The sequence below is a fragment of the Bacillus sp. iso_77 genome, from assembly GCF_056173625.1.
The window spans coordinates 1,564,513-1,590,730 of sequence record NZ_CM149683.1 but is presented as its reverse complement, the minus strand read 5'-3'; the positions used below and the strand labels follow the sequence as shown (position 1 = coordinate 1,590,730).

The 26,218-nt window shown below is 41.8% G+C and carries 21 protein-coding genes; all 21 read right to left on the bottom strand.

What is annotated here, in order from left to right; genetic code table 11:
• Positions 1 to 6: 6 nt before the first annotated feature.
• The 21 genes from rimP to AC0VYC_RS07960 all read right to left on the bottom strand — a co-directional run bounded on the left by rimP (position 7) and on the right by AC0VYC_RS07960 (position 26,213).
• Positions 7 to 480: a ribosome maturation factor RimP gene (gene rimP / locus AC0VYC_RS08060; protein WP_008344744.1), complete on the bottom strand. Its 474-nt coding sequence runs from the start codon at positions 478 to 480 to the stop codon at positions 7 to 9.
• Between the two features lie 241 nt (positions 481 to 721).
• Positions 722 to 1,852 carry a glycoside hydrolase 5 family protein gene (locus tag AC0VYC_RS08055; RefSeq protein ID WP_335350600.1) on the bottom strand — a complete coding sequence of 377 codons (1,131 nt, stop codon included), beginning with the start codon at positions 1,850 to 1,852 and terminating at the stop codon, positions 722 to 724.
• Positions 1,853 to 1,875: 23 nt separating this feature from the next.
• Positions 1,876 to 3,102 (bottom strand): endo-1,4-beta-xylanase, encoded by a 1,227-nt coding sequence (locus AC0VYC_RS08050; protein ID WP_335350601.1) that lies wholly within the window; start codon positions 3,100 to 3,102, stop codon positions 1,876 to 1,878.
• A gap of 79 nt (positions 3,103 to 3,181) precedes the next feature.
• Positions 3,182 to 5,290: a glycoside hydrolase family 48 protein gene (locus AC0VYC_RS08045; RefSeq protein WP_268374173.1), complete on the bottom strand. Its 2,109-nt coding sequence runs from the start codon at positions 5,288 to 5,290 to the stop codon at positions 3,182 to 3,184.
• A 17-nt stretch (positions 5,291 to 5,307) separates the two neighbouring features.
• Entirely contained in the window at positions 5,308 to 7,158 is a 1,851-nt protein-coding gene (locus AC0VYC_RS08040) for a glycoside hydrolase family 9 protein (RefSeq protein WP_035392050.1), read from the bottom strand.
• A gap of 421 nt (positions 7,159 to 7,579) precedes the next feature.
• Complete coding sequence (locus AC0VYC_RS08035) at positions 7,580 to 11,893, bottom strand: PolC-type DNA polymerase III (protein WP_072367260.1); 4,314 nt, start codon at positions 11,891 to 11,893, stop codon at positions 7,580 to 7,582.
• Positions 11,894 to 11,968: 75 nt separating this feature from the next.
• Positions 11,969 to 13,666: a proline--tRNA ligase gene (locus AC0VYC_RS08030; RefSeq protein ID WP_045034268.1), complete on the bottom strand. Its 1,698-nt coding sequence runs from the start codon at positions 13,664 to 13,666 to the stop codon at positions 11,969 to 11,971.
• Between the two features lie 80 nt (positions 13,667 to 13,746).
• Entirely contained in the window at positions 13,747 to 15,012 is a 1,266-nt protein-coding gene (gene rseP / locus AC0VYC_RS08025) for an RIP metalloprotease RseP (RefSeq protein ID WP_007499546.1), read from the bottom strand.
• Between the two features lie 6 nt (positions 15,013 to 15,018).
• Positions 15,019 to 16,170, bottom strand: coding sequence for a 1-deoxy-D-xylulose-5-phosphate reductoisomerase (gene dxr, locus AC0VYC_RS08020; protein WP_025207336.1), 1,152 nt, complete (start codon positions 16,168 to 16,170; stop codon positions 15,019 to 15,021).
• Between the two features lie 39 nt (positions 16,171 to 16,209).
• Entirely contained in the window at positions 16,210 to 17,004 is a 795-nt protein-coding gene (locus tag AC0VYC_RS08015; protein WP_007499550.1) for a phosphatidate cytidylyltransferase, read from the bottom strand.
• Between the two features lie 12 nt (positions 17,005 to 17,016).
• Positions 17,017 to 17,799, bottom strand: coding sequence for an isoprenyl transferase (locus AC0VYC_RS08010; protein WP_007499552.1), 783 nt, complete (start codon positions 17,797 to 17,799; stop codon positions 17,017 to 17,019).
• A 129-nt stretch (positions 17,800 to 17,928) separates the two neighbouring features.
• Positions 17,929 to 18,486 (bottom strand): ribosome recycling factor, encoded by a 558-nt coding sequence (gene frr / locus AC0VYC_RS08005; protein WP_008344764.1) that lies wholly within the window; start codon positions 18,484 to 18,486, stop codon positions 17,929 to 17,931.
• 1 nt (position 18,487) lies between these two features.
• Entirely contained in the window at positions 18,488 to 19,210 is a 723-nt protein-coding gene (pyrH, locus tag AC0VYC_RS08000; RefSeq protein ID WP_008344767.1) for a UMP kinase, read from the bottom strand.
• A 134-nt stretch (positions 19,211 to 19,344) separates the two neighbouring features.
• Entirely contained in the window at positions 19,345 to 20,226 is an 882-nt protein-coding gene (tsf, locus tag AC0VYC_RS07995) for a translation elongation factor Ts (RefSeq protein ID WP_007499558.1), read from the bottom strand.
• 91 nt (positions 20,227 to 20,317) lie between these two features.
• Positions 20,318 to 21,052, bottom strand: a complete 735-nt coding sequence (gene rpsB / locus AC0VYC_RS07990; protein WP_007499561.1) for a 30S ribosomal protein S2 — start codon at positions 21,050 to 21,052, stop codon at positions 20,318 to 20,320.
• Positions 21,053 to 21,207: 155 nt separating this feature from the next.
• Positions 21,208 to 21,747 carry a hypothetical protein gene (locus AC0VYC_RS07985; protein WP_045034267.1) on the bottom strand — a complete coding sequence of 180 codons (540 nt, stop codon included), beginning with the start codon at positions 21,745 to 21,747 and terminating at the stop codon, positions 21,208 to 21,210.
• A 21-nt stretch (positions 21,748 to 21,768) separates the two neighbouring features.
• Complete coding sequence (locus AC0VYC_RS07980; protein WP_007499565.1) at positions 21,769 to 22,536, bottom strand: FliA/WhiG family RNA polymerase sigma factor; 768 nt, start codon at positions 22,534 to 22,536, stop codon at positions 21,769 to 21,771.
• A 24-nt stretch (positions 22,537 to 22,560) separates the two neighbouring features.
• Complete coding sequence (locus AC0VYC_RS07975; protein WP_007499566.1) at positions 22,561 to 23,061, bottom strand: chemotaxis protein CheD; 501 nt, start codon at positions 23,059 to 23,061, stop codon at positions 22,561 to 22,563.
• Positions 23,061 to 23,687, bottom strand: a complete 627-nt coding sequence (locus AC0VYC_RS07970; RefSeq protein ID WP_007499567.1) for a chemotaxis protein CheC — start codon at positions 23,685 to 23,687, stop codon at positions 23,061 to 23,063. Before AC0VYC_RS07970 ends, AC0VYC_RS07975 begins: the two co-directional genes overlap by 1 nt.
• Before the next feature lie 12 nt (positions 23,688 to 23,699).
• Positions 23,700 to 24,161, bottom strand: coding sequence for a chemotaxis protein CheW (locus tag AC0VYC_RS07965; protein WP_045034266.1), 462 nt, complete (start codon positions 24,159 to 24,161; stop codon positions 23,700 to 23,702).
• Between the two features lie 24 nt (positions 24,162 to 24,185).
• Positions 24,186 to 26,213: a chemotaxis protein CheA gene (locus tag AC0VYC_RS07960; protein ID WP_007499569.1), complete on the bottom strand. Its 2,028-nt coding sequence runs from the start codon at positions 26,211 to 26,213 to the stop codon at positions 24,186 to 24,188.
• Positions 26,214 to 26,218: the final 5 nt, after the last annotated feature.

Below are 26,218 nucleotides of genomic sequence, written 5' to 3'. Positions count from 1 at the left end.
AAAAGGTTAATTGAACGAAACTGCTAATCTTGCGTTAGCAATTTTTTCGTATGGAATATTGATCTCTTTCTTTCTTGTCTTGATCTTCACTGTCACTGTTGCAATCTCACCATCAAAGCTTGTAAGCTCACCTTCAAATGCCTTTTCACCATCAATTGGTTCGTATGTTTTCATGAAAACATTTTTTCCAAGTGCTTTTTCAAAATCAGCTTTTTTCTTTAATGGGCGCTCCGCTCCAGGAGAGGACACTTCAAGAAAGTAGTTTTGGCTAATTGGATCTGCCTCATCAAGCTTTTCGCTCAAGGCTTCGCTCACTTTGGCACACTCCTCGATATCGACGCCTTTGTCAGAGTCAATAAATACGCGAAGGAACCAGTTTTGACCCTCTTTGACAAATTCAACATCAACGAGTTCAAGCTGTAAGCCATCTAAAATTGGCTGTACCATGTCGCTTACGATGTCCACTACTTTTTTGCTCATTCTCTTCCTCCTTGTGCTTTCGATAAACGCTCTTATCAATCATTCTGCATAAAAACCCTGCTTTATTGTGAGCAGGGGGAGCAGAAAACGGATGAATAATGTCGAGACAAAAATTGCCTGTTCAATACAAAAGAGCGGGTTTCCCCACTCTTGTCTCGGTAATCGTTAGCATTTCCATAAAAACTATACCATATCCAATTTTTTTATGCAAATGAAGTTCCTTATAAACAGGCATTCTTCATCAGTTCTTTTCATTCATTCTTTTGGCGTGTTCACGAATGATTCCTGCCTCCTGGCTCTCCTTTAAAACTCGAAAACCGTCATAATCCGGGTAGAGGGAATCATCGTCTTGAATGCTTGTTAAAATCCAAAATTGGCTACCTGCGCCTCCGAGCTGTTCAATTGTCTTCAGCCAGCTATCATATACATCAGGACGGGCTGCTTGATTTTGATAGCCAAACTCTTCTAATACAACAGGTTTGCCAATTGCGTTTCCTCCGGTGATATGATCTTTAATCCATTTCACTCCCCATGCAGCAGACTGATTCCAGTGATCCGGGTATAAATGATAGGTTCCATAATCAATATGAGGGAGAGCAGTCAAACGATCCCAATCAACACCTTCTCCCCCACTGTAAAACCAATCGTCATGACCTGTCATGCGAAAGAACCCTTCGTCTCCTACTGCAACAAGGTGATTCGAGTCAATTGATTTGATCCATGCACTCATTTCATCTGCCCAGTTTACTAGTATATCTCCCGAAGGGTCTGACTGAGCGCGCGGCTCATTGGCGAGCTCCCATGTCATAATAGCAGGATCATCTTTATATTGAACACCTGAGTACGTATTGGTTCTCTCTAATACATAGCGCACATAGTTTTTGTAAGCTGTTTTAATCCGAGAATCTGTATAAAAGTGATCATGTGATCCTGCCTGAAACCACTTCACATATTGATTCATCCCGCCAAAGTCATCCCAATTGTTCACGAGCGGTATGACCAGCTTGATTCCTTCCTGCCCTGCTTTATAAATCGCATAGTCTAGTTTTTGAAAACCGGATTCTTCATAAACACCTGGACGAGATTGTAAGACTGAGTTTTCTTGAGGGGTACCATCGTGAAATCCCCAAATACGAATAACCTTTAAATCCATTGCCTTCATATCGTCAAAAACAGCATCTACCATCTTTTTTGATTTGTAATGAAAATAATAATTATTTGTGCCAGCAAAGTAAAATGGGTGGTTGTTCAATACAAAATGTGTACCAGATGTTTGCACATAGGAGGAGGCCTTTACGGTCAGAGTGAACCAACCCGCCCATAAAGTGATCAGCAGCATAAAACAAGCCACCCGTTGAACCCATTTTTTCATTCCATTCTCCTCCTCACAATCTCTTATTCTACTGATACGATGATATCTAGTTGAAGCGGTGTTTGTTTAGTTGAATCAAGTTCAATCGTCTGCTGCTGCAACATTTTACTTTCTTCACCAATTCGAACCTCATACGTCCCGTGAAACGCTGGACATGTCACTTGGCCATTCACATCTGTTTTTTCCACTCTTTGTGTCGTCCACTCCTGTAGTAGCTTTTCATAACGCCTTCCCGCTTCATTTAACGACCAATCATGATTCACGATGGCTGCGTGCTCACCTCTCCAATGAGCACCCGCCCAAAATCCCCACATCAGCACACCTTTTACGGCTGGATGACTAAAGGCAACCCGATATAAAGCTTCTAAGTTATCCGCTCGTCTATTGGCATCCGGATGAACAGAGTCATACTCTGTCACCCATATCGGTAGACCAAGCTCAGCAAGCACATCTAGTCTTTGTTTTACAACGACTGGATCCACTCGATCTTCAAAGTGACCTTGAACTCCAATAGCCTCAACTGGTGCCCCCAGCTGACGAAGTTCATTGATATGTGCTTTATATGCGTGATGTTCGCCGTATGAGATTACATTATAATCATTGACAAACAACAAGGCTTGAGGATCAATTTTTTTCGTTTCTTCATACATCCATTTCCAAATCTGTTTCCCAAACCGGTCTTTAAAAAATGAACCATGCATCATTTCGTTGTTTACATCCCAATGACGGAATTTCCCTTTGAAATGATTGCCTGCATGCTCAAGCCGCCTTTTCATGGCTTCATATACTTCATGATTCGGTAATGATTTCAGCCAGTTTGGATTGGCATCCTCTACCTCCCAAAATAAGGCGTGCCCCCTCACTGGAATTTGGTGTCTATTGGCAAAATTCAGCATGGCATCTGCTTTTTCGTATGTTATTTTCCCTCGTTCAGGCTCATTTGCATACCATTTTGCCTCATTTTCAAACACAGCCCAATTAAAATGTTGAACAAAAAAATCAGCATACGTTTGATTGAATAGTACTTGGTCATTCATTGCTGAACCAAATGCAAATTCATGTCTGATTTGTTTTATTTCTACCTCTATTCCGGCAACTGGCTTTTGTTCCTTATTGATGACGTTTATGACAAGCTCTCTTTGTCTATGTTGTAAGATTCGATTATTTGCTTCTTTTCTCCAGCTTTGATTTTCTTGTTCCTGTGATCCGCCATTCGATGAATGATTCATAAATTCTTTCTTATTAACCATGATGACATCACCTTTGCTTTCACTTCATTTATCTCATGAGGAGACCGCCGACTAAAAAAGCCGGCAGCTGTACTACGTTCTATTCGTTTATGAGACGATGGTATTCTGCATAAGCCGTAGCCATATCAACTTGCGACCAGAAACGGTGGTAGGTGAAACTTGGCGCTCCGTTTTCCCATTTGCCTGTTGCTTCATTAAAAGATGATTGATATTTACTCTCCAGTGCTGACCAGGCTGGGTCTTGCTTGATTTTCGGACGAAGATCTGCAAAGCTCGTATACACTCCGTTACCTCCTCGCTGCGGGTCAGAAGGAATGGTGCTGGAACCAGGGATCTGATTTCCTTGACCAAATGTTCCGTTCCAGCCATTTGGGAAGTACACTTCTTTTTTAAAGAAACGGTGGTAGTCTTCTCTGTCTTCCTCTGTCACAATCCCTACACCATCATTGTAATTCCAAGCGACCTCAAGGAGCTGTGCCGCTGTCTCTTTTGCTCTTATGCCAAGTGCTGTGTAGTTTCCTGTCTCTTTCTGTGTTGCAGCAGCAAAGAATGTGAGTGCTTTGATTAGACTGCCCAGTACACCAGTATCTTGAGTAGGATCTTTTGTAACTGCCGTTAAATTTGGATTACCTGTTGCAGATTGGAACCCGCTCCAAGTGTCAGGCTGGCCGCTCCATTCTATATTCCCAGGAATCCAAAACTCTCCAGGTGCACTCGTCGTAGCAACAGCAACATTTGTCCCCCCTAGAATCCTTTGACCCTGACCATCTAAAAAATACCCATCTTGATCCGACACAGGACGAGTGCCAATAAAAATATAATCTAGTGAATAGTTGACCCATTTTGTGATGACAGATTTGGCCATTTGGAAATTTTCAGATGTTTTGTCGCCATCTTTTGCAAAGATATAATAAAGCTCTGCTACACGCTCAATCGGCCATGCTTGCATTCCAAACCAATTATTGGACGGAGGATCATGGTAAACAGGCGCATCTTCATAAGCCATATCATAAAATGTGCTTCTTCCTGCTGGATAAGCGCTATAGTCTCCATTCCAGCTGTTGGTAGCACCTCCTGCAATCGCTCCCTCTTTTGATTGAAGCCAGACGTAAAATTCAAGCTGTCTCTTTAACGTCTTTTCCCAATCACTTGCAGCAGTCGGTGACGATGGCTTTAAGCCTCCCTTATCTGAGGATAAAGCGTAGGCAGCGACTGGGTTTTGATACCCTTGATGACAATGGCTCGCTCCGATACGCCATGACCAATTCGCATATTCTCCAAGTCCCCCGCCCCAAGAGGTGTACCATGCCATTAAGTGATGACATGCACTTTTTCCATTTCCAGGATACGGATTACCTTGCTTGCCGCTTCCAATTGTTTGAAAATATTTATCGTACATTCCGTAACGAAGGAAATCACCCATCTTTTTCGCTTTATCAAGATAGACTGACCCATTATAGCCAAGTTCCTTTGCCCAATACATCGCCTGTATTGCACGCGCATCAGCATCCGTCGCATTTGTATAGCGCCACTGGGCGGCTGGCGCTTGATTTTCTTTTGTGAACAAGCTCATGAAACCTTCATTAGGCTTTCCGGCTGTTTTATCATCTTGTGATGGATGAGGGATGGCCTCCCATACGGATTCTTGCGGACCCCGCTGAAATGTGTTTACATACGCGGCTGTATGTGATGGGTTGAGCAAATTCCCATATTCATACCAGTTGTCTACATCAAGAAGCCAGTGCATTAAATACGTTTCATTCGTTCCGTAAGTTGACCTCAGTTCATGATCAATTGGATCTTGACCAGCAGGGCGAGCACCCGTCAACTGACTCGGATATTGATCTGGATATGGTTTTTCTGAAGCGTATGTGGCTGGGCTGGATGGATTGTAAGAACTCATATGCGGCTGTTCGTCATGTCCATCTTCGTTTACTGGAATGATAAACTTCTCCATATTATCCCAAGCCGCTTCTAGTTTGCTCCAATCGCCTGTGTAATGACCATACAATGCTTCAAGCCATAACCAATAGCTGTAAGCTTCTGAAGTTGTCATATGCCCGTAATCAGGTGCCTCACAAATGAGTGTCTCAACGGAATGATACGGAATGCCTTCTTTTGAAAAATATCCATTCGTCTCGTTTTTCATTTGATGATAAAGTGTTAAAAACCGTTCTTTATTTGTCATGTCCTCACCCTTTATATTTATTTATTCGGAAGCGTACCAAATACTAAATCACCTTGATCAAAAACAGGAATTCTTGCTGTTTTTTGCATATTGGATGTTAATCCTTGAAAGGAATAATCATTTGAGGCATCCCATATATTCGCACCATTTGGCGCAGATAACCGGAACTGTATTTCCTTCTTATGAAGCGATTCGCCTCCTGGAAAAATAGCTACGCCAGTAAAATCGATTTCTGTAAAATAGATATGGGATGATGCGTCATACACCGTTAACGGAGATAAGGAAGCGCCTTCATTGTAGACAGCTGTCACTTGAATATCTTTATCAGTGAATCCCTTCGCAAATATCTCGCTCAGATTGACATAATATCTAAAAGAAAGTGATTGACTACTTCTGGCCGGCCAGCCTGATCGATTGTATAGAATGGCTTTGATCTGAGTAGATGTTGTATCGTTACTCATGACAGCTGCCTCTACAAAAAACTCATCTTCCACTTTTTCTTTAGGCGGAAAATTTGGCAGTTTTGACTGCCCCTGACCAAACAGCTGCACCATTTTGGCTACATTTCCAGTAAAGGCGGCATTATAGTCTGTTGCTACCTCGTTTGATACATAGTCAGAGATGTCATCGGTATACTGATCCTGTGCATTAGGCCCCCCAACAAGCGCTCCATATAACGTGTGCCGATGAGAAGAAGGAGTTGTCAGCTGATTAGACCATGAGCCATGTGCAGTTCGATGGTGTGGATGCATCGGCGGATTTTTGCCAAACCCAACGACATAGCTTCTATTTTGCGGATTATCCCCTAACATATAGTGTGTTTGCCTGATCGCAAACGTTTGGTATCGATTCTTTTTTTCTTGATCAGAGACCCAATCTGCGTACACAAACGCTAAAAATGCAGCATTTGCTGTATAACGAAGTGAACCCCATTGATCTAACCACGCTAGTCCGCCAGGCGTATAAGTGATTCTTTCTACTTTTCCATTTTGAACAAAACCCGTCGACCAGTAATCGAGATTACGCTCCGTCGATTCGATAAACCTTTTCTCCTTTGTGATTCTCGCAAGTAAAATTTGCGAAGCAAAAAAGGTATTGTCCCACGACATCGTAAACGTATAGTCCCAATCCTTCGGCCATTCTTCTACTGCTTTTAGTGCTTTGTTTAAATAGGTCTGGTCATTTGTCGCCAAGTACAGCCATATTCCACCCCAAATGAGCTCATCAATATAGCCGCTCCAAGAGTTATAAAATGGCTGCGCATTGGTGACACAATCTGTATACTCACCGCGATATTGGTCAGCAAATGCATAAAGCTGTTTTGCATGGGTGAGAAGCTTTGCTGCATAAGGCGCATCAGTTTCTTTAAAAATAATTGAACCTGCTGCTAAAGCGGCTGCGGTTTGGGCGGCTACTTCTGTTCCTGGACAATGTTCATCAATTTTAAATGCCGGCCGGTTCATCGGCATCACTTCTGCTGGACCCCACCAGCCATGATCCGCATTCCCATCGCCTACTTGTGCCCAAAATTCATTTGGACCTGTATGGGCTTTCAAAAAATAATCGGTTGCCCACTTGATTTGATCTAACATATCATCAAGCAGCTCTGCCTCTTCGTAAGCTTCTCGGTACTCATAGACTGTCCATGCAAGCACGGCTGCAGAGTAAGCCATCGGAAGCCCGAACTTCACATGATCACCAGCATCGTACCAGCCGCCTGTTAAATCATGACCAACATCTTTCCCATCCTCTAGTCCAGAATCCCCTCGCCAGTTAAGACGATTGCTTTCAGGAAGCTTTCCGGAACGCTGGGCTTCGTAAAACAAAATGGATTTTTGAAGCACCTCTACATAGTTGTAATCTGACATGTACCTACTTCTCACCCCTTCTTTTTTCTTAAACGTGAAACATTGAACAAGAAATGACCACCTCCTTGTTATTCCGTTCGTGTTTTGTACAGTGTTGAAAAGAATCAAGCATGTTTCAAAAATGTGCATAGTAAACAGCCATCAGCTTGACGCTCACCGAGGGTTTTCTCCTTGATTCTTCATGTGACTGTACCCAAAATGATCATATGTCGTATGAGAACATTTCAGACGGCTAAATTCTCTTTTTTGCTCTATTTGGGTAGAAAGAATGACATACAATCTCTTCTCTCAAAACACGACGTTAAATCAAGATATATGAACCAACAAGAAAATAATTCCAGTTAAAATATTTAGTTAACATAATAATATTATTGTATATAGAAAAAGGAACGCCCTTTAAGGGCGCTCCTCATTTTTCACATTAGAACAAAGAAAGCTGGTTTTGATCAGGAAGTGCTTCTAAGCAGCCTTGACGATCCAAATACTCAAGGATGGTCTTAGACACTTTTCCTCGTTTTTGTAAATCTTCTTTTGAAAGGAATTCACCATCTTGGCGTGCACGTACAATATTTAACGCAACGTTTGTTCCGAGTCCAGGGATGGAGTTGAATGGCGGGATTAGCCCGTCTCCATCAATGATAAACTCAGTGGCACTTGATCGGTATAGGTCTACTTTTTTAAAGTGATAGCCTCTTTCACACATTTCAAGTGCAAGCTCTAGTACAGTTAATAGGTTCTTCTCTTTCGGTGATGCATCAAGACCTTTTGAGTTAATATCGTCCATGACCGCTCGAATCGCATTCGATCCTTTTGTCATCGTTTCGATATCAAAATCATCAGCACGAACGGTAAAATAAGCCGCATAGTACAGAAGTGCATGGTGCACCTTGAAATAAGCAATCCGAACAGCCATTAATACATAAGCAGCCGCGTGGGCTTTAGGGAACATGTATTTAATCTTTTTACAAGAATCAATGTACCAGTTCGGTACGTTATTATTCTTCATTTCTTCTTCCCATTCAGGAGGAAGTCCCTTCCCTTTACGAACAGATTCCATGATTTTAAAGGCAAGTGACGGCTCTAAACCTTGATAAATCAGATAGACCATAATATCATCACGACAGCCAATCACTTCGCTTAGTTCACACGTTTTATTATGAATCAGCTCTTGGGCGTTGCCGAGCCATACATCTGTACCGTGAGATAGACCAGAGATCTGAACAAGCTCCGAGAAGGTGGTCGGTTTTGTATCCTCAAGCATCTGACGAACAAACCTTGTGCCAAACTCTGGGATCCCAAGTGTTCCCGTTTTACATCCAATTTGTTCTTCTGTGACACCGAGAGGTTCCGTTCCTTGGAAGATTTTCATGACCTCAGGATCATCTGTCGGAATCGTTTTTGGGTCAATTCCGCTCAAGTCCTGAAGCATCCGAATGACCGTTGGATCATCGTGTCCAAGAATATCTAGTTTCAGTAAGTTATCATGGATTGAATGGAAATCAAAATGCGTCGTTTTCCAATCAGAACCTGTCGCATCTGCTGGATATTGAATTGGTGAGAAATCGTAAATGTCCATATAATCCGGCACGACGATAATACCGCCTGGATGTTGGCCCGTTGTCCGTTTGACGCCCGTACAGCCCTGTACGAGCCGGTCAATTTCAGCACCTCTCATATGAAGGTTATGATCTCCTGCGTAGCCTTTCACATAACCATATGCCGTTTTTTCTGCAACGGTACCGATTGTACCTGCGCGGTATACATACTCTTCACCAAACAGCTCTTTCGTATAGTTATGGGCAATCGGCTGATATTCTCCTGAGAAGTTCAAGTCGATATCGGGCACTTTATCTCCTTTAAAACCTAAGAACGTTTCAAACGGAATATCGTGTCCGTCTTTTTTATACGGCGTCCCGCATTCAGGACAGTCTTTATCAGGAAGGTCAAATCCTGAGCCAACCGATCCGTCATTAAAGAACTCAGAGTGCTTGCAACTTGGACATACATAGTGCGGTGCAAGCGGGTTTACTTCTGTAATCTCTGTTAATGTCGCAACGAGAGATGAACCAACTGATCCCCTTGAACCAACTAGATATCCATCATCAAGTGATTTCTTAACAAGCTTATGAGAAATTAAATAAATAACAGCGAAACCGTGACCAATAATACTCTTTAATTCTTTCTCAATCCGGTCTTCTACAATTTTCGGTAAATCGTCACCGTAGATGCTGCGAGCCATGTTATAGCTCATTTCCCGAATTTCTTCATCTGCACCTTCGATTTTTGGTGTATAAAGATCGTCTTTGATTGGTTTAATACTTTCGACCATCTCAGATACTTTTTGCGTATTCGTCACGACAATCTCTTTCGCCTTCTCGTCTCCAAGGAAAGAGAAGGCTTCTAGCATTTCATCAGTTGTTCTAAAATGAACTTTTGGCAGTTCATGACGATTAAGCGGATTCGCCCCGCCTTGTGATGAAATTAAGATTTTGCGATAAATTTTGTCTTCTGGATGCAGGTAGTGCACATTTCCAGTCGCCACTACTGGTTTATTCAGTTTTTCACCAAGTTTCACAATGTTTGTGATGATCTCTTTTAATGCACGGTCATCCCGAACAAGCTCCAGCTGGAGTAAATGCTGATACACTTCTGGCGGATGAACTTCTAAATAGTCGTAAAATGCGGCAATGTCTTCTACCTCATCAGGTGACTTCTGCATCATCCCTTCAAACACTTCACCCTTATCACAAGCAGACCCAACAATTAAACCTTCTCGATATTTCTCAAGCTGTGAGCGAGGGATACGCGGCACGCGGTAGAAATAATGAATATGAGAAAGTGAAACAAGCTTAAATAAATTCTTTAGACCCGTCTCATTTTGTGCAATCACGGTTGCATGGTAAGGACGTGAGCGCTGATACGCATTGGACTGTCCCATGTTTTCATTCAATTGATCGTGGTAAGCAATCTCTTTTTCAGCCGCATCTTTTAGCATCTTCAGCATGAGGTAACCAGTTGCTTCTGCATCATAAATCGCCCGGTGATGCTGCGTGAGTTCAATATCAAACTTTTTACACAGCGTGTTCAGCCGGTGATTTTTAAATTCAGGATAAAGGAATCGGCCGAGTTCTAGTGTATCAATGACAGGATTTGATGCTTTATCTGTTTTTAGCAGACGCTTATATGCTGCATTTAAAAAGCCCATATCAAAGCTCGCATTGTGAGCAACAAGGATATCTTGTCCAATCCACTCTTTGAAATCCCGAACAACATCGACCACATCTGGTGCATCTCTCACCATGTCGTCCGTGATACCGGTTAGTTCAATGGTTGTTGCTGATAACGGATGATGAGGGTTTGCAAATGCCTCAAAGCGGTCAATGATTTCCCCGCCTTTGATTTTCACAGCTGCAAGCTCAATGATCGTATCATACACAGCAGAGAGTCCCGTTGTCTCAACATCAAATACGACAAACGTCGCATCTTCTAACAAGCGGTGCTCTGGATTATACGCAATCGGCACCCCGTCATCGACTAAATTGATTTCCACCCCGTACATCATTTTGATGCCATGCTTTTTACTTGCTGCATACGCATCTGGAAAGGATTGTACAACGGCGTGATCTGTCAGGGCAATGGCCTCATGCCCCCATTTTTTTGCTTGTTCAACAAGTCTACCGATGCCAGTGACAGCATCCATCTGGCTCATTGGCGAATGCAAATGAAGCTCAACACGCTTTTCTCCCTCTGGTGCAGTATCTTCTTTCAGCTGAGGTTTCATTTCATTGACGTCATTTGCGATCATGACAAGATCTCTCACAAACGTATCGTTTTGAATACTTCCTCTTGCTTTGACCCACATCCCTTTTTTCAAGGATTTCATGAGCTGGGCATCTTCTTTTTCTCTCGCAAACATTTTGATCAAAATACTATTCGTATAATCGGTAATTTTAAAGATACAAAGGGTTCTACCGCTTTTTAGTTCGCGCGTTTCTGCATCAAACACGTATCCTTGGACGGTGATTCGTCTTTCTTCGTCCATAATACTATCAAGCGTACGTATTTCTTCATTGTCTTTGATTTGATAGCCAATCATCAGAGGGCCAGAAGGGGCTTCCTCTTGATCCTCACTTTCCTTCTTCTCCATCTCAACAAGGGCTTGCATGGCTCTTTCTTGATCTTCAGCAAGTTTTTGTTCTCTGAACTTCTGAATCTCTTGATCTGATACAAAAATTTCTGTATCAAATTGAAGTTCTGGAAAACCGACTTGTTTAAATGCAGCCTGAAGCATTGGGCTATATTTCTTTTTGATGGCCAAAGCCTCAGTTTCGCTTTTTGTTTTGATGATGATCTTATGTCCAGACAGCGCTGGTTTTTGCTGTTGAAGCAAGCTGATGATTGGGGGAGAAATTCCTTGAAGCTCTTCCACACAATGTGACCAATACGATTGAACGAGCTCTTCAGATATGTGCGGATCATTGACTTCAATCGTACAAGTGACTTGTGCGATATGAGAAAATGCATTTGTCAGCCTGCTTAAAAACATTGCATATACTTTGTAAGGCAAAAGCGCCTTAAATTTAAAATGGAAATGCCACGTTTTTGCCGCCTTATGCACCGTCAATTTGACGATCTCGCCTTCTTCAAAGTAACGGCTAAGGTCATCATCTGTCATTTGAATCTGATTGAGTAATATATGAAATTGCCGCCGGGTAATCGGTAATTGTTCATCCAAGACAGGACCCTCCTTTTGCAAATCAGAAAGGTACCTCTTTTTTGCAGGAGGTACCTTCATTTTTTTGTTCGTTTTTTATGCTTGGCGTATAAATGAAATCAGTTCATCAACAGATACTTCGTGTGATTCACCTGATTTTCTGAATTTCACTTCGACAATACCTTCTTCTGAACGTTTCCCGCAGCTAATGCGAATTGGCAGTCCAATTAAGTCACTGTCGGCAAATTTGACGCCTGCACGCTCTTGGCGGTCATCGAAAAGGACTTCATAGCCCTCTTCCTGTAAACGCTCATACAGCGTTTCAGCCAGTTCCTTTTGTGCATCGTTTTTCATATTTAAGGCAAGTAGATGAAGATCATATGGCGCAACTGTTTCTGGCCAAATAATCCCCTTGTCATCATGATGTTGTTCAACAATCGCAGAAAGGGTTCTAGAAATTCCGATGCCATAGCAGCCCATGATCATTGGCTGCGCACGTCCATTTTCATCGAGGTATGTTGCATCCATTGCCTCTGAATAACGTGTGCCTAGCTTAAAGACTTGTCCTACTTCAATTCCTTTTGCGAACTGGATTGTGCCTTCACCATCTGGAGAAACGTCTCCTTCTTGAATCAAGCGAAGATCTGTATATTCCTTCACTGATAGATCACGAGCAGGATTAACATTGACATAGTGATAATCCGATTCATTTGCACCTGCAACTGCATTTGTCATTCCTTTGACAGCGTGGTCTGCATAAATCGTTACTTCCGCTTCAAGCTTGACTGGTCCAACAAATCCTGGTTCTGTTCCGATCACGTCTAGTACTTCCTCACGTGAAGCAAGCTCTACAAGCTGTGCTCCAACTAAGTTTTTCACTTTCACATCATTTACTTCATGATCGCCTCTTGTCAGGACAAGTACATACGCATCGTCCGCTTTAAACAAGACAGATTTGATACATGTAGAAGGAGCCACTTCTAAGAATGACGCAACATCTTGTATCGTCTTCACCTGCGGCGTGTGTACTTTCTCGAGTTCTTTGAAGTCCGCAGGGTTTGCTTCTTCTCCGTGATACACAGCCTCAGCCATTTCAATGTTCGCGGCGTAGGAAGATGTGTCAGAGTATGCGATTGTATCTTCTCCTACTTCTGACAGTGCCATAAACTCATGTGTATCTTTTCCTCCCATTGCCCCAGAATCGGCAATGACGGGTCTAAAGTTAAGACCTACTTTTGAAAAGACATTCGAGTAAGCTGTAAACATTTTGTTGTATGTGTCATCAAGGCTCTCTGGTGAAGAGTGGAATGAATAGGCGTCCTTCATAATAAATTCACGTCCGCGCAATAACCCAAAGCGAGGTCTTTGTTCATCACGGAATTTAGATTGGATTTGATATAGTGTCAAAGGAAGCTTTTTATACGATTTTACTTCACTGCGTACGAGTGATGTGATCACTTCTTCGTGTGTTGGGCCAAGTGCAAACTCGCGGCCGTGGCGATCTTTCATACGCATGAGTTCTGGACCGTATGTATACCATCTTCCTGACTCTTGCCACATTTCTGCTTGCTGCAGCACTGGCATTAACAGCTCAGCTGCTCCCGCCTTTTCCATTTCCTTGCGAACAATGGATTGAATGTGCTGAATCACTTTATGTGCTAGCGGCAGATAATGATAGATACCGCTCGTGTTTTGTCTAATAAATCCAGCTCTTACTAATAGCTGATGACTTTTTGCCTCAGCATCTGCTGGCACCTCTCGAAGAGTTGGAATGAAAGTCAGGGATTGTCTCATGTCGTTACACCTCATTTAAGAAATAGGACTTCTCCCAAAAACTCTTGTTTCCCAGAATGAGAAACAAGAGAGAATGGTTTTTATAAAAATAATCGCTGGATGTCATTCCATGTCACTACTAGCATTAATAGCATGAGGAACGCAACACCAATGAAGACAACAAGTGCCTCTTTCTCACGATTAATTGGTTTGCCGCGAATGGCTTCAACGAATAGGAAAAGTAATCTTCCTCCGTCTAATGCAGGAATCGGTAATAAATTCACGATCCCTAAGTTGATACTAAGAAACGCAGCAAACTGCATTAATGTTAACACACCTTGTTTCGCTACTTCTCCTGTCATGTCATATATTCCAACAGGACCTGCAAGCATATCTAACGAAAATTGTCCTGTGACAATCTTTTGCAAGTTCGTTAAGATGAGACCTGCTGTAGATATCACTGTAGTGCCTGAGGATGAAATGACTTTGAGAAAGCCATTTTCCGTTGGCGGATAAGAGCCAAAACGGCCAATGGTTTTTCCTTCTGCCTTCACAGCTTCCGGTACAACCTGAATGGTGCTTTCTTTGCCATCTCGGTCAATGACGACATTCATTTTTTTATCTGGGTTCTTTTGAACCGTTTGAACAACGTCTGTCCAAGAATTCATTTTATCCCCATTAATTGAAACGATATGATCTCCCTGCATAAGCCCAGCTTGCGCTGCCCGGCCGTCTTTTGTCAGCTTACCAAGTACAGGATCATCCACGGTTACACCTTGAATAAATCCTAAAGCCACTAGAATCACATATGCCAGGATAAAGTTCATAATCGGTCCAGCTGCAATGGCTTTAATACGCTGCCATACTGTTTTTGAACCAAACTGACGGTTGTATGGCGCGATTTGAATTTCTTCTCCATCTGCAATATAGAAGCTTGTTTGGCTTACATTGTAGCCAGTCAGAATGTCTTCATTTCCAGCCTCATATCCTGAAATTCTCATCGCATGATCTAAATCAATTTGTTCAACTTCAATGACAAGTGCATCAGGATATTTTTCTTTATCATTTAAAATAATTTTTTCTACTTCATTTTGCTCATTGAATAAGAGCCCCACTGTATGACCCGGTTTAATTTCAATGACTTCAGGGTCTTCTCCAGCCATTTTAACAAATCCGCCGATTGGCAGAAGTCTGATGGTATAGACGGTTTCTTTTCGTTTAAAGGAGAAAATCTTCGGTCCAAAACCAATTGCGAACTCGCGGCATAAAATGCCTGCGCGCTGCGCCATAATTAAATGGCCAAGCTCGTGGAAAAAAACGAGCGTTCCAAAAATAATAATAAACGCAATCACTGTATTCACGAACATACCACCTTATGCGAGGATTGATTGAACAAAGTCTCGTGTATCTTTGTCCACTTCATGGATATCTTGCAAACTAGGCGTTGAAATCACATGATGTCTGTTCAGTGCCTTTTCAATCAATTCTTCAATTTGCAGGAACGTTACTTTGCCTTTTAAAAATGCATCAACAGCTATTTCATTGGCTGCATTAAGCACAGTAGGCATTGTCCCTCCTATTTTACCTGATTCATAAGCAAAATGTAAGCAGCGATACCTGTCAAAATCCGCTTTTTGGAAATTTAATTGTCCAATCTCCCAAAGGTTTAATGATTTCGCCTCTTTTAATGGCGCTCTATCAGGATAAGTGAGCGCGTATTGAATCGGAACCCTCATGTCAGGTGTACCTAACTGAGCCATGACACTTTTGTCATGGAATTCCACCATGGAATGGATGATGCTCTCTTTATGTAACAGCACATCAATTTGATCATATGGGATATCAAACAGCCAATGCGCCTCAATCACCTCAAGCCCCTTATTCATCATGGTCGCTGAATCGATCGTGATTTTTGCGCCCATGGACCAGTTCGGATGATTCAGCGCTTCTTCTACCGTTACACCTTCAAGCTCCGTGCGTTTTTTATCTCGGAAACTGCCGCCTGAAGCTGTGACGATTAAGCGTTCAATGTTTTTAGCTTGTTCACCTTGCAGGGATTGAAAAATAGCGGAGTGTTCACTATCGACAGGAAGTAAAGGCACGTCATACTTTTTGGCGTACTCTTTTACTATATGACCAGCTGTCACAAGTGTTTCCTTATTTGCAAGTGCGATCGTCTTTTTTTGTTCAATGGCTTTTAATGTCGGTACAAGTCCGACACTTCCTACCAGTGCATTGACCACAACATCCACTGCATCATAGGTCGCTGCTTCGATGTTTGCTTCATCACCCGCAGCCATTTTGATATCGTATTGAAATGAATGACCTTTTAACGTGCGATAGGTCGCTTCGTCTACACATCCAACAAATTCAGGCTGAAATTGTTCAATGATCGGGATGGCCTTGTCTATATTTCTGCCAAACGTCATCGCTTTCAACTTGAATTTGTCTGGATGCTGCCTGATCACATCTAATGTTTGTTCTCCAATTGATCCTGTTGCGCCTAATAGCGAAATATATTTCAAATTGCCACTCCTTCTCTCGTTCAATTAGTTTCTATGAGGTTAGCTAGCAAACGTGGCCAGCAATAAATATAAAAACGGCAGAACGAATAAAAAGCTGTCAAACCTGTCCAAAATTCCGCCATGACCTGGGAGGATTGTCCCTGAATCCTTCACATGGTAATGACGCTTTAAAGCAGATTCCACAAGGTCGCCAAGCTGTCCAAAAATACTGAGCAAAAGAGTAATAAACATAACAAGCAGATATGATGGCAAAAATCCTGTAACCGCCTGGAACACAAGTGACAGCACGACCGCTGTGACGATTCCGCCGATAAATCCTTCTACTGTTTTGTTTGGGCTGATCTCTGGCCAAAGCTTTCGTTTCCCCATAGATTTCCCAATAAAATAGGCACCTGAGTCAGTGGACCAAATAATCACCGCTGCGAAGAAGATCGCACTCATGCCATACAAGCCTCTAATTTGAATAAAATAATAGAAACTAACGCCAATATATAATGTGGCTAATATAACAAAAGCAACCTCATCGAATGTGAAAGAGTTTTTGCTCAGAACTGTATAAGTTAAAAGGATTAAGACTGCAAATAAAGCAATCTGCATTTTTGATGCGTCTACGTTCGGGAAGAAGCTATTTTCTCCGCCCATTAAAAGCCAAAGCAATATTAAGCTGACAATGCCAGGAAAGCTGAAAATCGAAATCTTTTTCATTCTAAGAAGCTCAAAGAGAGCGACACTTCCCATTAAATAAATCAGCAGGGTAAACGGCATTTGTCCATAAATCACTGCAAGTAAAAACACTGCAGCTGCCAGAACACCCGTCAAAATTCTTTGTTTCATCTGCACCACCCTCTAAATTCCACCGAACCTCCGGCCGCGGCGCTGGTACTCTCCGATAGCGCCTATGAGATGCTCATCAGAAAAGTCAGGCCAAAGCACATCCGTAAAGACAAACTCGCTGTATGCAATTTGCCAAAGCATAAAGTTGCTTAATCTAATTTCTCCACTCGTACGAATAAGCAAATCCGGATCTTGAAGAGATTCTGTCATTAAATAAGCTGAAAACATCTCTTCTGTGATGTCTTCTGCTCGAAGCTTGCCTTCTTTGACTTTTTCAGAAATTTGTCTGCATGCAGAAATAATTTCTGTCCGTCCTCCATAATTGAGCGCAAAATTTAAAATGAGTCCGTCATTATTCGCCGTACTCTTTACTGCGTTCTCTACCGCTTTTTTCGTATGCTGCGGGAGGCCGTCTGGATCACCTGTTAAACGTACACGGACATTTTCCTCGATGAGTTCAGGCAGATAGATGTTTAGAAACTCTTCAGGAAGCTTCATTAAAAAGTCTACTTCTAGTTTTGGACGTTTCCAATTTTCTGTAGAGAAAGCATACAAAGTCAGCACTTTGACATTCAGCTCATTTGCAAGCTTGGTCATGCGCTTGACAACTTTCATTCCTTCATGATGTCCTGCTACCCGTGGAAGTGCACGTTTCTTTGCCCATCTTCCATTCCCATCCATGATAATGGCGATATGTTCAGGAATTTCTCCATTTAATATGTCTTCTTTTGTCAGGCTTTCTAAGTTGGAAGCTGCTGTTTGCTGATTCTTCCAATTTTTGAGTATATTGAGCATGAGATTCCTCCATCACCCAAAAAGGTTGCGTTCCCGCTAATAATATAGTCCTCAACAGTATTAACAAAAAAACCCCCTGTAAACATGAAGAGGGTCTTTTCACTATTATCTATTGTACATAGTTTTTTCTTAAACTTCCATGATTTCTTTTTCTTTATCTTTTGTCACTTCATCAATTTTAGCGACATATTCATCTGTCAATTTTTGAACATCCTCTGTAGATGATCTTAATTCATCTTCAGTGATCTCCCCATTTTTCTCTAGCTTTTTCAATTCATCGTTTGCATCACGACGAACGTTACGAACAGCTACTTTTGCTTCTTCTGAGTATTTTCTCACAACTTTTACAAGTTCTTTACGTCTTTCTTCTGTTAGTGCTGGGATCGCAATACGGATCACGTTTCCGTCACTTGTTGGTGTGATACCAAGATCAGACTTTTGGATCGCCTTTTCGATATCACCGATCGCTGTTTTATCGTAAGGTGTGATAATCAGCATACGTGCTTCTGGCACTGTAATTGACGCAATTTGGTTTAGTGGTGTTTGCGCACCATAGTAATCCACTGTTACTTTGTCTAAAAGGGAAGCATTAGCTCTGCCCGCACGGACAGTTGCTAGTTCACGTCCGTATGCTTGAACGGCTTTTTCCATTTTTTCTTTTGTTTGGTTCAACACTTCTTTTGACACGTTATTTCCCCCTCACGATCGTTCCGATTGATTCGCCATTGACGGCACGTTTAATATTTCCTTCTTCCATAATAGAGAAGACGATTAATGGAATGTCATTGTCCATACATAATGAGGACGCAGTAGAATCCATTACAGCAAGCCCTTCTTTTAGTACATCAAGATATGAAAGCTTATCATATTTTACTGCATCCGCATCTGTACGAGGATCAGCACTGTAGACACCGTCTACATTGTTTTTCGCCATTAAAATGACATCTGCTTCAATTTCAGCTGCACGAAGTGCTGCTGTTGTATCAGTAGAGAAATAAGGGTTACCAGTACCTGCAGCAAAAATCACGACACGTTTCTTCTCAAGGTGACGGATCGCTTTTCTTCTTATGTATGGCTCTGCAACCTGTCTCATTTCGATAGAGGTTTGTACTCTAGACTGAATGCCAAGCGTTTCTAGGCTGTCTTGTAATGCCAATGAATTCATCACTGTTGCAAGCATCCCCATATAGTCTGCTGTTGCCCGGTCCATTCCTAAGTCACTGCCTGTCTTACCACGCCAAAGGTTTCCTCCACCTACAACGACTGCAACTTCAACATCAAGTTCTGCAATTTCTTTTACTTGCTTTGCAATTGATTGAATGACAGTTGGGTTAATTCCATTTCCAGCATCACCAGCTAGTGCTTCTCCACTTAGCTTCAGTACAATGCGATTATATTTCGGTTTGCTCATGATAACCTCCAAGTGTAAACTATACCGTCTCTTATTATGCGTAAGAAACCGTCTTTTGTAAATCAATATCCTCTAAAAAATAGGGAACACAGTGCTTGTGCTCCCTAAAAAAGCCCCAGAGAGCTTTTCAAACATTATTTTTTCACTTGGCTCATGACTTCTTCAGCAAAGTTGTCTTGACGCTTTTCGATACCTTCGCCCACTTCATAGCGAACATAAGTTTGAACAGTTGCGTTTTTCGCACCTACAACTTGTTTCACTTTTTCATCTGGGTTTTTAACGAATGCTTGGTCAAGTAAGCAAATTTCTTCGAAGAATTTGTTTAGACGGCCTTCTACCATTTTAGCAACGATATTTTCAGGCTTTCCTTCTTGAAGCGCTTGTTGTGTTAATACTTCACGCTCACGGTTTGCTTCTTCTTCAGACACTTGGTCACGAGAAATGTATTTAGGGTTTACAGCAGCAACGTGCATTGCGATGTCTCTCGCAAGCTCTTCATCAGTTGTTCCGTTAAGAACCGCTAATACACCGATGCGTCCGCCCATGTGTAAGTAAGAACCGAATGCAGCGTTATCTTCTTTTGTGATGACTGAGAAACGGCGCAGCGTAATTTTTTCTCCGATTTTCGCAATTGCAGAAGTAATATGTTCTTCAACTGTTGAACCATTTTCCATTTTAGAAGCATGTGCTTCTTCAATTGTTGCAGGTTTCGCAGCAAGTAAATGATCAGCAAGTTCGTTAAGAAGATTTTGGAATCCTTCGTTTTTCGCAACGAAATCAGTCTCAGAGTTTACTTCTAGGATAACACCAGTGTTGCCGTCAGTTTTAATAAGAGTTAATCCTTCTGCCGCAATACGGTCTGCTTTTTTCGCAGCTTTTGCGATCCCTTTTTCTCTTAGAAGATCGATTGCTTTGTCGATGTCACCATCAGTTTCTGTTAACGCTTTTTTACAGTCCATCATACCTGCACCAGTTTTCTGACGCAGTTCTTTTACTAATTGAGCAGTAATTGCCATTTTACATTTCCTCCTTCTATGTTAAAACACGGATTACTAGGTGAAAAAAAGGTGATAAAAGGCAGTTCCCTCTTATCACCTTTTGAATAGGTTACGCAGTTGTTGTTTCAGTTTCTGTCGTTTCTTCTACAACAGCTTCTTCTTCGCCTTGTTTAGACTCAAGAATCGCATCTGCCATTTTAGCAGTTAGAAGTTTTACAGCACGGATTGCATCATCGTTTGCAGGGATCACAACATCAATTTCGTCTGGATCACAGTTTGTGTCAACGATACCGATAATTGGGATATTCAATTTACGAGCTTCTGCAACTGCAATACGCTCTTTACGAGGGTCGATAATGAAAAGTGCATCTGGAAGACCCTTCATGTCTTTGATTCCGCCTAGGAATTTTTCAAGACGTTCTAATTCTTTTTTCAGTTGAACGACTTCTTTCTTAGGAAGAACTTCGAACGTACCGTTTTCTTGCATTTTTTCAATATCTTTTAAACGTTTGATACGTTTTTGGATTGTTTCAAAGTTTGTTAACGTTCCACCAAGCCAGCGTTGGTTTACATAGAACATACCAGAACGGATTGCTTCTTCTTTCACTGAATCTTGTGCTTGCTTTTTCGTACCAACGAAAAGGATTTTTCCTCCGTCAGCAGCAAGATTTTTCGTGAAGTTGTAAGCTTCCTCTACTTTTTTCACCGTTTTTTGAAGATCGATGATGTAGATACCGTTACGCTCTGTAAAGATGTAACGCTTCATTTTTGGGTTCCAACGGCGTGTTTGGTGACCGAAGTGAACACCAGCTTCTAGCAATTGTTTCATAGAAATAACTGACATGTTGTTGCCTCCTAATATAATGGTTTTTTTTCCTCCGCTTAAGTCATGTTCACATAAAACTGCGCCACGGCAGCACCTTCATACGAATCATTAAGCGTGTGTATTTAACACCAAGAAATAATATAACACATGATGGACTGACAATCAAGAATCCTTTACAGCTTTCCGCTAAATTTTAATAAAAGCTCGATTTCTGTCTTGCCCGTTTTTAATTCTTTCGCTATTTCTTCTAATGATAGCCCTTGATCATATAAGGCCTTTACTTGATCCTCAAATGTTTCTTCTCTTTCACTTTCAGAAGGCGCAGAAGCTTCTGTTTCGAGACTTGAAACGGGTTCGTTTACCTTCTCTTCCTGCACCTCAACTTCGCTAAGGAGAGCCGACAGGTGCTCTGGAACTGGATCTTCACTTTCTACCGATTGCTGGGATTCAATTGGTGGTTGTGGCTGCTTTGGTGTCTGAAGATCCGATTTCAGCTCTTCAGCAGAAAAATCAGGGGAAGTGGCTGCAGCTTTTGATAGTTTTTCATTCTCTTCTTTGACTTCCATCAAAAATGCAGCCAGGGTATTTTCCGTTTCTTCTAAAAGCTCTCGCTGCTTTTGTTCTGTTGCCTTCAGCGAATTCATTCTCGTGTATAAAATGATCACAAAATAAATAAGTGCAGCATGAAGCATAAAGCTAATCAGCCATAGCATATTTTTTCACTCACTAACTCTTTAAGATTGAATGGCTTTATCAAGCAGATGCTTAAGCTTGAACAATGCCTTTGAATGAATTTGCGAAATGCGGGAGGTCGATAAATTAAGCACTTGACCAATTTCCGTTAACGTCAATTCCTCTTTATAGAAAAGACTAATCACAAGCTTTTCTTTTTCCGAAAGCTCTGTCATTTTTTCGGCAAGCTGTTCAATTAATTCATCTTTCAGCATTTTTTCTTCAGGTGTCACAGTCTTTTCGTCACGAATCATGACTTGAACGTTTTCTCCGTCTTCTTGATCATGCAGCTTCTCATCAATCGAGAGCAAATTCGCAAAGAACCCTTCATTCATCGTTGTGACCACATCTTGTTCACTCATGCCGAGTTCTTCAGCAACCTCTGTTGGTGTCACATTTCGTAAATATCGCTGTTCAAGCTTTTCAATTGCCGCTTCTACTTTTTTTGTTTTTTCTCTTGATGTACGAGGCAGCCAGTCCTCTTTACGAAGACCGTCGATGATGGCCCCGCGAATTCTGAAGGATGCATATGTATCAAACTTCAGATCTCTTCCGGGGTCAAATTTTTCAAGGGCATCATATAAACCGAGCATCCCTAGACTGATCAAGTCTTCTTTGTGCACTGACTTCGGGAGACCGATGGAAATTCTTCCAACATGATATGTGACGAGCGGCATATAGCGGCGCATAAGATCATCTCCAGCAGCTGGGTCCTTCCACTCTTTCCATCTAGCCCATAGCGCCTGATCTTCGTAATTTAAGGATTGCATCTTTCTCCCCCTATACTTCCTTAGTTATATCTTCATAATGCCTTGTTTCACAGTGCGGATCTCAAGTTCTGTTGTAAGCGGATCGAATTCAATCGTGCGTCCATTGTTTCCGCCCGTGTCCTCACTAATGATCGGGATATGATGAAGAGACAGATGTTCTTTCACAGCTGATACATTTCTAGGTCCAATTCTCATCAGATCATTGGTTGACTTAAATTTAAACATTTCTGCGCCGCCAGCAAGCTTCGCTTTTAGCGCATGTTTGCGCGCTCCTTCTTTTAAGAGCAGATCAATTGTATGCTTGACACCTGTATCTGCATACTTAGCCAAGTTCTCTACCGCTCCTTTTGAAAGAGAGGAGTCTGGAAGCATGACATGGACAAGTCCTGCCAGTTTTTTTTCTTGGTCAAAAAGGACAAGTCCTACGCAAGAACCGAGACCGGATGTCCGTATACGGTCCGGTGTTTTCACAAGCTGAACATCCGCTATACCAACCTTTACAACTGCCGGAATCTGCACGTTCATTATAGGTTACCTAATGCTTTGAACAGTTTTTCAAACGATTCAAAGTCTGGTAATAGAAACATATTTCCTTTCAGCTCTTGCTGATTTTGATCATCAAAAATCGATGTATCAATCACAATCGCCTGATCGCCGAGAGGACTAAACTGCATTAATCCTTCACTAATGACAGCCCCGAACATGTCGAGCGTGACATCTGGAACACTTGGATGAAGCTGCAGTTTTGTTAAATCGGCAAGTGCTGATAAATAAGAGCCTGCTAAAATATTTCCTAGCTCATGAAGCGCTGATGTTCCTAGCATGTGTTCATGAATCGTATCAATATCAAATGCTGGGTCCTGAACAAGCTCTCTTACAAATTGTTCAGCTTGTTCAAACGGCATAATGAAAAAGATTGAACCGGTAAGGTCACCCTCCATTCGCAAAAAGATACTGGCAACTGGAAGGTCTGCTCCACCAAAGAAATCCATTAAATCTTCAAACGAGAGAACTTTGACAAAAGGAACAGCCATATCAATTTTGCGATTCAATAGGCTGGCAAGAGCAGACGCTGCATGGCCTGCTCCGATATTCCCAACCTCACTTAATATATCTAGCTGTTCATCTTTAATTTCATTGAAAATGCTCATCTCACATCCCCCTTAATGAACAGGTGCATCTTGCACGCTCTTGTCGAGGACCGCACCAGCATGAATGATATTGAATAGACGCTGATCATGCTTAATAATTCCTGTCACCCATGACAGTCCTTCTTTTTCAGCTGAATCAGTAGAAGTTTCTACCTCTTCCTGATGAACAGTAATGACATCATTTGCTTCATCAACAATCCAGCCGACTTCAATGTCACCAACTTGTACAATAATCATTCTTGTTTCGTCTGTAATCTCGTTGTCAGTTGATCCAAGTCTCACTCTAAGGTCAATGACAGGTGTCACGACACCACGTAGATTAATGACACCGCATATATAAGGGGCAACGCCAGGAACTCTTGTCGGCTGCTGCCATTTTTCAATGGACTTTACTTCTGATACTGAAATGGCGTATTCTTTTTTGTTTACGATAAACACAATCATCTTTTCGCCAGTTTTGATATCTGTACTCATTTCAGACCGCTCCTCTATTGTTTTTTACTTAATCAGTGCATTACAGTCAACGATGAGTGCAACCTGACCGTCACCTAAGATTGTTGCGCCTGATATCGCAAATACGTTTGGTAGGTAATCTCCAAGTGATTTCAATACAACCTCTTGCTGACCGATAAACGAATCGACCACAAATGCTGTTAGCTTGTCTCCTTTACGGACAACAATAATGTGCAGTTCTTCTTCTAAATCATTCGCATTTGGTACGTTGAACTGTTTCTTCAAGTACACAACCGGTACGATAAATCCACGGAAATCAATGACTTCACGATCATGCGTTTGAAGGATGTCACTCTTCTTAATGACAGCCGTTTCTATAATAGAAGAAATCGGAATAGCAAATGTTTCTTCCTCTAGTTTCACAAGAAGTACGGAAATGATCGATAATGTAAGTGGAAGCTGAATTGAGAACAGTGAGCCTTGACCTTCTGTTGAGTTAATACTCACAGAACCACCTAATGATTCCAGCTTGTTTTTCACAACGTCAAGACCTACACCCCGGCCCGAGATATCAGAAATCGTATCAGCTGTAGAGAACCCTGCTGCAAAGATCAATGAATCAATTTGGTGATCTTCAAGCGTTTCCGCTTCTCTTTCTGTAATAACTCCGCGCTCTAATGCTTTTTCAAGGACCTTTTTACGGTTAATCCCGCCGCCATCATCTTCGACTTCAATGAAGACATGGTTTCCGCTATGATATGCTTTTAAAAGAACAGTTCCTTTTTCTGGTTTGCCTTTTTTCACACGTTCTTCTGGTGATTCAATCCCGTGATCGAGACTGTTTCTAAGTAAGTGTAAGAGCGGATCGCCAATTTCATCGATCACTGTTCGATCAAGCTCTGTCTCAGCACCTTCAATGATCAGTTCAATTTTCTTATTGAGCTCTTTCGTCAATTGACGAATCATACGTGGGAATCTGTTAAACACCGTTTCTACAGGCACCATTCTCATGTTCAAGATGATCGATTGCAGGTCTCCAGAAATACGGGACATTCTTTCCACTGTATCCGTGAGTTCGTTGTTTTCAAGTTCTTTAGCAATCTGTTCTAAACGTCCTCTATCAATGACAAGCTCTTCAAACAGGTTCATAAGTGAATCTAGACGATCAATGTTGACACGGATCGTTTTCGTTCCGCCGGCAGCTGCACCGTTATTGCCATTTGCTTTTGGCGCATCGTTTGCTGGCGCTTTAGCAGCAGGAGCTGCGGCTTCTTCATTTTTCTGCTCAGGTTTCTCTGCTTTTGTTTCAGCCGGAGCCGCTTCTTCAAAGGCAGAGACTTCAGAAATCTCCACTTGTTCAACCTCTGAGATCGCTGTCACGATTTTTTTCACTTCTTCCATCGGCTGTTTCGATAAGTAAGAAATGCTGAATTCAGATTCAAAATCTTCTGATTCTAAAAGTTCTGCATTCGGAACCGTTTTGACAACTTCTCCTGCTTCGTTCAGTCTTTCAAAAATCATATAGACACGAACGGCTTTTAATAAGCATGCGTCACTTAATGTCACGTTCAGCTCATAACATTTAAAGCCTTGTTCTCTCGCTTCATCAAGAACTGTTCGTTCAAATTCGTTATAGTCTAGGTCGCTTGCAGCTGATGATGCTTCAGCAGTCTCAACGGCAGATGCTGTTTCTGCATGGCTTCCTGTCACATCTAGTTTTTTACTAATCTCCGTGACATCACGTTTTCCATCCCCGCCCTCTGCAATCGATTGAACCATTGCTTCAAGGTGATCGAGTGCTTCAAACATCGTATCCATTGATTCAGGAGTGACAATCATTTGTTCGTTTCTGATGGCATCAAACATGTTTTCTAAATGATGTGTTAATTGAGCCATATCATCAAAGCCCATCGTTGCACTCATGCCTTTCAGTGTATGAGCGGCTCTGAATATATCATTCACTAGCTGCAAGTCTGTTGGGTTCTTTTCTAATTCAAGAAGTTTTTCATTACAAGTTTGTAAGTGTTCTCTGCTTTCATCTAAAAAGATATCTAAGTATTGGTTTACATCCAACGTGT

Bases quoted from the DNA above. Each gene is read 5' to 3' on its own strand.
- rimP (WP_008344744.1), bottom strand. From the start codon at position 480: ATGAGCAAAAAAGTAGTGGACATCGTAAGCGACATGGTACAGCCAATT.
- AC0VYC_RS08055 (WP_335350600.1), bottom strand. From the start codon at position 1,852: ATGAAAAAATGGGTTCAACGGGTGGCTTGTTTTATGCTGCTGATCACT.
- AC0VYC_RS08050 (WP_335350601.1), bottom strand. From the start codon at position 3,102: ATGGTTAATAAGAAAGAATTTATGAATCATTCATCGAATGGCGGATCA.
- AC0VYC_RS08045 (WP_268374173.1), bottom strand. From the start codon at position 5,290: ATGACAAATAAAGAACGGTTTTTAACACTTTATCATCAAATGAAAAAC.
- AC0VYC_RS08040 (WP_035392050.1), bottom strand. From the start codon at position 7,158: ATGTCAGATTACAACTATGTAGAGGTGCTTCAAAAATCCATTTTGTTT.
- AC0VYC_RS08030 (WP_045034268.1), bottom strand. From the start codon at position 13,666: ATGAGACAATCCCTGACTTTCATTCCAACTCTTCGAGAGGTGCCAGCA.
- rseP (WP_007499546.1), bottom strand. From the start codon at position 15,012: ATGTTCGTGAATACAGTGATTGCGTTTATTATTATTTTTGGAACGCTC.
- AC0VYC_RS08015 (WP_007499550.1), bottom strand. From the start codon at position 17,004: ATGAAACAAAGAATTTTGACGGGTGTTCTGGCAGCTGCAGTGTTTTTA.
- AC0VYC_RS08010 (WP_007499552.1), bottom strand. From the start codon at position 17,799: ATGCTCAATATACTCAAAAATTGGAAGAATCAGCAAACAGCAGCTTCC.
- pyrH (WP_008344767.1), bottom strand. From the start codon at position 19,210: ATGAGCAAACCGAAATATAATCGCATTGTACTGAAGCTAAGTGGAGAA.
- tsf (WP_007499558.1), bottom strand. From the start codon at position 20,226: ATGGCAATTACTGCTCAATTAGTAAAAGAACTGCGTCAGAAAACTGGT.
- rpsB (WP_007499561.1), bottom strand. From the start codon at position 21,052: ATGTCAGTTATTTCTATGAAACAATTGCTAGAAGCTGGTGTTCACTTC.
- AC0VYC_RS07985 (WP_045034267.1), bottom strand. From the start codon at position 21,747: ATGCTATGGCTGATTAGCTTTATGCTTCATGCTGCACTTATTTATTTT.
- AC0VYC_RS07980 (WP_007499565.1), bottom strand. From the start codon at position 22,536: ATGCAATCCTTAAATTACGAAGATCAGGCGCTATGGGCTAGATGGAAA.
- AC0VYC_RS07975 (WP_007499566.1), bottom strand. From the start codon at position 23,061: ATGAACGTGCAGATTCCGGCAGTTGTAAAGGTTGGTATAGCGGATGTT.
- AC0VYC_RS07970 (WP_007499567.1), bottom strand. From the start codon at position 23,687: ATGAGCATTTTCAATGAAATTAAAGATGAACAGCTAGATATATTAAGT.
- AC0VYC_RS07965 (WP_045034266.1), bottom strand. From the start codon at position 24,161: ATGAGTACAGATATCAAAACTGGCGAAAAGATGATTGTGTTTATCGTA.